At 62.8% G+C, this 6,416-nt stretch carries 7 protein-coding genes and 1 pseudogene; all 8 read left to right on the top strand.

Features of this window, described 5'->3' with window-relative positions; translation table 11 throughout:
- Positions 1–812, top strand: a pseudogene (locus G0P99_RS06535) (peptidase M28); the annotation flags it as partial.
- 613 nt (positions 813–1,425) lie between these two features.
- Complete coding sequence (locus G0P99_RS06530) at positions 1,426–2,136, top strand: Crp/Fnr family transcriptional regulator (protein ID WP_203582999.1); 711 nt, start codon at positions 1,426–1,428, stop codon at positions 2,134–2,136.
- Positions 2,137–2,244: 108 nt separating this feature from the next.
- Positions 2,245–2,883 (top strand): RNA polymerase sigma factor, encoded by a 639-nt coding sequence (locus tag G0P99_RS06525; protein ID WP_164128580.1) that lies wholly within the window; start codon positions 2,245–2,247, stop codon positions 2,881–2,883.
- Positions 2,873–3,151 carry a RebB family R body protein gene (locus G0P99_RS06520; protein WP_164128579.1) on the top strand — a complete coding sequence of 93 codons (279 nt, stop codon included), beginning with the start codon at positions 2,873–2,875 and terminating at the stop codon, positions 3,149–3,151. The genes G0P99_RS06525 and G0P99_RS06520 overlap by 11 nt, the downstream gene beginning before the upstream one ends.
- A 39-nt stretch (positions 3,152–3,190) precedes the next feature.
- Positions 3,191–3,991 (top strand): hypothetical protein, encoded by an 801-nt coding sequence (locus G0P99_RS24460; protein WP_203582998.1) that lies wholly within the window; start codon positions 3,191–3,193, stop codon positions 3,989–3,991.
- Between the two features lie 26 nt (positions 3,992–4,017).
- Positions 4,018–5,409 (top strand): hypothetical protein, encoded by a 1,392-nt coding sequence (locus tag G0P99_RS06510; RefSeq protein ID WP_239059708.1) that lies wholly within the window; start codon positions 4,018–4,020, stop codon positions 5,407–5,409.
- A 79-nt stretch (positions 5,410–5,488) separates the two neighbouring features.
- The gene (locus G0P99_RS06505) at positions 5,489–5,791 is read left to right on the top strand and encodes a hypothetical protein (RefSeq protein ID WP_164128578.1); all 303 of its coding nucleotides are present in this window, start codon (positions 5,489–5,491) and stop codon (positions 5,789–5,791) included.
- A complete protein-coding gene (locus tag G0P99_RS06500) occupies positions 5,788–6,411 on the top strand; it encodes a hypothetical protein (protein WP_164128577.1) in 624 nt (207 codons plus the stop codon). Before G0P99_RS06505 ends, G0P99_RS06500 begins: the two co-directional genes overlap by 4 nt.
- Positions 6,412–6,416: the final 5 nt, after the last annotated feature.

Below are 6,416 nucleotides of genomic sequence, written 5' to 3'. Positions count from 1 at the left end.
CTTGTGCCGCTTGTTTGCCATTCTCTGTCCTCCGTTCCCTATACATAACGGTGGACCAATTCAGATGGGGCATTTCAATGTCCGAAGCCCATGGCTTTCTGGCCCAGGTCATCAAGGAAGTCTCGGGGAAAGAACTGCACTCTGAACGCCCCCACCGCGCCGGCGACTATTCGTTCAACGATATCGGACTATCGAGCTACCTTATGCTCTCCTCGGCCATGACCGACGCCCACCGCGAGGAGTTGGGATACTACGCGGTCGGCGGTTGCGGCATGAACATCGCCTGGCACACCGAAAACGGCACGCTCGAAATCGCGGACAAGAATATCCTGCTGCGCGATATTAAGGTCTACTTGCTCGCCGTGTTCCGCAATGCAAACGCCGATCTGTTGCCTTTCGACTGGCGTGCCACCGCGCGGGAGTTTCAGGCCACGATCGACGATTATCAGGTACAGGCCGGGGATCGTTTCGACTTCATACAGGCCCGCAGCGCCGCAGAAGAACTGCTGGCCGATCTGGAAGAGTTCTATGCCAGGGCCCAATCCGGCGCGATCCCAAACGCGGCCGCGAATGAGGTGATCCAACGCCTCGCCCGCATCCTCGTGCCGCTCAACTATAACCGCAGCGCAAGGTTCCGCCACGATCCGGCCTTGACGATCCCGCCGCTGCCCGCGCTGGAGGAAGCGACAAAGATCGCAACCCGGCCGGCGCATCTCGTGGGCTTCGCCCGCACCGAGCTGGTCCGCGGCCAAAACCATGTGATCGCAGGTATCCGCGAAGCACGGCGCCTGATCGCCGAACTCAACAGATAACACATCGAGGGGCCGCAATAGCGGCCTCGTCGATCGCAAGGAAAACCGCAATGGACCCCGACCCGCGTTCTTGCGGTCACAGCCCCAAAAGCCGCACACCCCGGTCCGCAACGAGGCTCATACCTGTTGCGAAGCTCGGCGCAAAATTGGGTAGAAAGACCACAGCACGCGCCACCTCGAAAAGTATGGCCACGTGTCCGGTCGGGTTTGTGACAGAACTTGCAGTGCGCCCCAATCAGCAAGACCAACAACGGGAAACCTAGGACGAACAGAAGCCCCTGTTGGATACCTTTGATCATTGGGTTGGCGTTCAAGAGCTTGCGCATCAGGCACAGGGCAGAGCGCTGATCGCTGCGGGCATTTATCCTACTGCCCTGTCGCACTTTCTCCAGTTAACCGCATCAACCTTGCTGTGCCACCAACAGTGATCCAGCGCACACCGCGCTACTCTCCTTTTGCGATATTACTATACGTCAACTTCTATCTGAACTGGCGGCGTCACTTTGTTGGCCCGGTCCAGACCTTTTGGTGCCACGCACTGTATCGCGGGGCAGCTACCCAAGTTCCCGCCGGTCGCTTCGGCCGGCTTCGCCCGTAACGATGTCAGGTCGTCATGTCCTCTGCCCGAAGCGAGATTCGCAGCGACCTGATCCGCCGGGTGCTGAAGCGGGTGCCTTTGTTTGCCGGACTGGGTGCGGGAGAGCTGGTCGCGCTGGCCCGCCAATGCGATCTGCGTGCCTATGAAAAGGCGCAGATGGTCCATGCCGAAGGCGAGGCGGCGCGCTCGGCCTATGTCATCATGTATGGGCAGGTCGACTCGATCTGGTACGACAAGACCGGGCGCGAGGTGATCTTTGAGACCCGCACGCGCTATGACCTGCTCGGCCTGCACGAGGTGGCCGATGGCCGGGGCCGCCCTGCGACCTGTGTCTGCGCCAGCCGTGCGGCGCTGGTGCATATCCCGCCGGGGGCAAGCCGCCGCCTGTTGGATCATGCCGGAGTACAGGCAGCGCTGGCGCGCAACGCCCGGGACGAGCTGCGCAACTTGCGCGACAGCTATCGCCGTGCGGTGCTTTTCGACCTGGAAACCCGGCTAGCCCATTACCTGCTGGCGCAGGCCGATCCCGGGCGCGGACGGCCGCACCAGCTTCGGATCGAGGAGAACCAACTGCGCATTGCAGCCAAGGTGCAGGCGAGCCGCACGCGGGTGAACACAACCATCCGCAAATGGCGCGAATCCGGCGATATCTCGGTCAAGGACGGGGCGATCCTGCTGGACCGAACTTCGCGCCTGTGGGACCGGTTCGGACCCGATCAGAGCTAGGACGAAGGTTCCCCAAACAGGCGATACGCCACCGCTGTTACGCGCGTAACAGACAGGCGACCAGACAGGGCCAAAGCTGAACTCATGCAACCCTAGGGGGGAATCAGCATGAACCAGTACAGTACGATTACGGGCCCGTTTCACGCCATCAACACACCCGAAGAGTTCGGTCGGGCCTGGCGCCAGCACTATCCCGAACTGATGCGTCGCGCCTGCCGTCTGGCGCAGGGCAACCCGGTTCTGGGCGAGGCCTTTCTGGCCCGCACCACCTTGCGCATCCTCGAGTATCTGCGCAGCTCGGATCAGCCGATCGACAATTTCCACGCTTTCTTTGCGGTCTCGCTGCGCAATACCGCTCAGGATCACTGGCGCCGCTACCGACGTGACATGTCGATCATGGCCGAGCTGGGCTTTCACCAGACCTGCGTCGAGGACCCCGACGCCACCCTGCGCCGGGTCATCGCGCGCCAGGATCTGGACACGCTTTGCGCCGCTCTGGCGCGGATGTCACCCGATCAGGCGCGGCTGGTACGGTTGCGGGTGTTCGACGCGCTACCCTATGCCGAGATCGCCCTTCGGTTGCAAATCTCCGAGCCTCTGGCCCGCAAGCGGATGCAAGTCGCCCGCAATGCGCTGCGCCAGCAGATCGCGATGGGAAAATCCAGTCCATCACGTCACGAACCCGGATTTGCCACGTCTATTCCCGCAAAAGCACACCAGTCCCTAGGAGGCACCCATGGCCAATGACGGTTCCGGCACGCCGGTGAATTCACAGATCACCGACGCGGTGACCCAGAGCAATGTCGAGGTCGTTGCGATCTCTCCCGCACAGTCGATGGGGATGCTCTATCAGATGGCGACCCATTCGGCGGGCCTGTCCCTGCAAAATTCGGTCTCCAGCCAGCAGAACCTCAACCAGATCGCCAATGCGGTGGTCGCAACCGCGGTGCGCGAGATCCTCAGCATCGGCGGTGGTGGTGGTGGCACGGGCGGCGGCAAGCCCAAGAGCGATTGATGAAAGCTTTGGCAGATGTGGTCGTTTCTGGAGAAAATCATGTCCAAAAAGACACCTGAAGGCACAGAGCCTGTGGACCCGGCCGCACAGCTGGAAGAGGCAATTTCCGAGGTCGGGCACGAGATCCTTGCCAGTGTCGAGGGCAAGGCCGAAGGCGCCATCGAGACGGCCACAACCAAGGTCGAGGCCAAAATCACCTCGGTTGAGGATGAGATCACCAAGGGAGAGGCCCGGGTCAACAAAGTCGAGACGGCGGCGTTCACTCACAAACCCGGCGGTACTGTGCCCCGGCCTCAGGCCCAGACCATGACTGAAGCGGTGCTGCCGCCATCGACACGTCAGGCCTATCGGGCGCTTGCCTTCGGTGCGCCGCCCGCCGTTCCGGCAACGGGCGAAGCGGGAGGGCCTCCCATCGGCCCGGTGCCCAAAGGCCCGGCCGATACCTCGGCACTGGATCCGGCGGTGGTGCAGTCGGTGGAATTCCAGAATCAGGAGATCAAGGACTATGCCCCCACCATGATCGTCACTCCGCCTGATCAGATGATCGGGCAGGCGGCGGGGCTCGCCGCGCAATCGGCGGCGCAGTATTTCGACGGCGTGACCAAGCTGGTGATGGCCAGCCAGTCGGTCATGCTCAAGAAGATGTCCGAGGATCTGGTGGCGGGAAACATCGCCACAGCCGCCGAAGACGGACTGATCATTGCCGAAACCGAATTGCTGTTGGCCGGTGCCATGGCCGTGGCCGCCGCGGGCGGCGCGATGGAGGCCGCCTCGGCCAGTTTCGGCATCTCGAAAATCAACGAAAGCGTACAGGCCCGCCAGGCGCAGGCCCGCAAATGAACCGCATGTCAGAGCGAGGTTAACTCATGCCACTTGTTCCCCAACCAGAAAATGCCCTCTGGCTGACCGGCGATACCGTCGAAGGCGTAAAGGGGCTGATCCGCGAGACCGACGCCACCTATCTGATGAAGATCCTGCTGCGTGCTTTTGGCGAGAATGGTCCGATGGTTGCGGTGGGCGCTACTTTGCAGACCCTGTGCGATCAGGCACGCAGTACCGTAGCCCAACAGAATATCAACGCGCCGCTCACCGTGGGCGGGGATTCGATCTGGTTGGGCTATAACCCGGATGGGCATGGCGAGTTCGAACTGAACATCCGGCTGCTGGCGACGCTGCATGTGCGCTACAACAATACTCTGACCAATCCGCTGGCCATCGGCGATGTGTGCCGCGCCTGCGCCGACATGATCTCGGCCGCGCCAAACCATCCGAACACCGCCCCCGGCCTGGCCCCCATTGCGCAGCTTTTTCATGACTTGCAGAACGCGCAGGCCTTTAACAAGACGACCAACCGGGTGCGGGTGAAGCGGCGCGATATCCTGGACCAGATGCCAGGTGTCGGCGGCACCCAGTGGTATCTGCCGCCCGAGGATGTGCTGGGCAATATCGACCGGTTGCTGGGATACTACGAGACCGGCGATATCTCAGGCACCACCACCGACGGGTTGGGGGTGTTGGCGATGCTGTCCACGGTGAACGTCGCCGCGATCGGCACGCTTGACCAGATCAAGCAGCAGCTGGCCGCCATGGTCAACAACGGGCTCGCCTTTACCAGCTTTGCCGGGATGGTGGTGCAGATGCATCATTCGCTGCCCGAATGCATGATGGCGATCAACCTGATGCCGCGCGATCTGGGGGTCGACGACTCGGCGATAACGCAGATCTATTCGCCCTTTCTGACCAATACCGGGTTGGGCGATATCAACAACGTCTACAACGAATGGCGGCAGGCGCGTTACACGGCGTTGGGCGGTGCCGACCAGGTTCCGGCAAATGTCACGCAGATGCTGATCGTGGTGCAGGACATCTTTCAGATGCCCAACCGTGCCACCGCCGCCCATGAGGTGGCGCTGATCCTGCCGGTGACCGCGCAGGACATGACGAACAACGCCTATGTGTTCGGCAGCAACTTCTACAACCGGATCGTCGCAGCGCTCAACACCGCAAACCCAGGGCCCGCGATCACGCTGGAGAAACTGTCAAGCGCCGTGTTCGACCAATGGTTTGGCCCTGATTTCGATCCGGCCATAGCAAACCCGCAATTCGGCCCCGGCGTGGTGGAGAGTGTTCAGCGTGGCATGGCGCTGCCAGCCAACCTGCTGCAAAACGCCGACCACTATCGCCAGATCGCCGCTCCCTTTGTCGGGCAGGCCGCGTATGGCCAGGTCGAGCCGGCACAGGTTGGCAACCTGAACTGACGGATGTGCGGCGCCCGCGTCACGAACTGCGGCGCCGCGCGTCTTCCTAGTAACACACCCTGAGCCGCTGGAGAGAGCCATGTATGAGGAAATCGAATTTCTGCGCAGCCGGACCGATGAGTTGCTGGTTCAGGTGCTGTCGCAATGGAGCGCAAGCGTGATGTCGAGCCGCGACCGGGGCCTGCCGCCCTATAGCAGCCTGGCCGCAGATCTGGCAGCGGCGCGCGACCGGTTGGCCGCAGCCGCCCAGGCGGCGGTCGAGCTGGACGGCTTGGACTATGTCGTCGAGTGCGACGAGGTGAGCGGCGAGGAACGGGTCGAGATGGATGTCGAAACCCGCGAGGTCAAATCAACCACCGTCCGCAAGGGTGGCCGCAAATGAGTGGATTTGCCGAAGAGTTGCCCCGCCTGCTGGCGGTAGGCCGCAACTGGGTCGGGCGCGAACTGCACGAGGACGAGGTGATCGGCCTGGTGAACTGGCTCAAGTCCGAAACCGCCCATAACCCCGCTGCCGCAGGTCAGATCGATCGCGGGTTGGCCGCCGCCTCGTCGGTGATCGCCCAAGGCCGTCAGGCCGCCGAAGGCGCCATTGCCGACGCGTTCCGCTCGGTGCGCGGCGCGCCGCCGCCATCCCAGGCCCCGGGCAAGGCGCCGCCGCCCTCATTGCATGAGCGGGTCACGCGCACCGAACAGCGAGTGCTGGAACAGGTACTGAAATCGGGGGTCGTGGGCGAGGCCCGGATCGACCCGGCGATGGAGGCGCAATTTGCCCAGCTGGCCCAGCATCTGGCCAATCTGATCGAGACCGAGGTGGTGCGCCAGGTCGAACTGCGCATGGTCGAGTTCGACGCCCGCACCGGCGCCCGGATCGAGGCCCAGAGCACCCAGGTGGTCGAGCTGTGCAACCAGCTCTCGGCCGAGATCCGTCAGCAGCTGGCCCGTGACCTGCGTGCCGAGACCGCCCTGCGCCCCGCCCGTCCCGCCCCGCAGAAAAAGAGCTAACCTGT

It is taken from the genome of Ruegeria sp. PrR005 (assembly GCF_010500245.1).
Taxonomy (GTDB): domain Bacteria; phylum Pseudomonadota; class Alphaproteobacteria; order Rhodobacterales; family Rhodobacteraceae; genus Ruegeria_B; species Ruegeria_B marisflavi.
Note: the sequence above shows the minus strand (reverse complement) of the source record. Positions and strands in the feature narration are given on the sequence as shown.

Bases quoted from the DNA above. Each gene is read 5' to 3' on its own strand.
- G0P99_RS06530 (WP_203582999.1), top strand. From the start codon at position 1,426: ATGTCCTCTGCCCGAAGCGAGATTCGCAGCGACCTGATCCGCCGGGTG.
- G0P99_RS06525 (WP_164128580.1), top strand. From the start codon at position 2,245: ATGAACCAGTACAGTACGATTACGGGCCCGTTTCACGCCATCAACACA.
- G0P99_RS06520 (WP_164128579.1), top strand. From the start codon at position 2,873: ATGGCCAATGACGGTTCCGGCACGCCGGTGAATTCACAGATCACCGAC.
- G0P99_RS24460 (WP_203582998.1), top strand. From the start codon at position 3,191: ATGTCCAAAAAGACACCTGAAGGCACAGAGCCTGTGGACCCGGCCGCA.
- G0P99_RS06510 (WP_239059708.1), top strand. From the start codon at position 4,018: ATGCCACTTGTTCCCCAACCAGAAAATGCCCTCTGGCTGACCGGCGAT.
- G0P99_RS06505 (WP_164128578.1), top strand. From the start codon at position 5,489: ATGTATGAGGAAATCGAATTTCTGCGCAGCCGGACCGATGAGTTGCTG.
- G0P99_RS06500 (WP_164128577.1), top strand. From the start codon at position 5,788: ATGAGTGGATTTGCCGAAGAGTTGCCCCGCCTGCTGGCGGTAGGCCGC.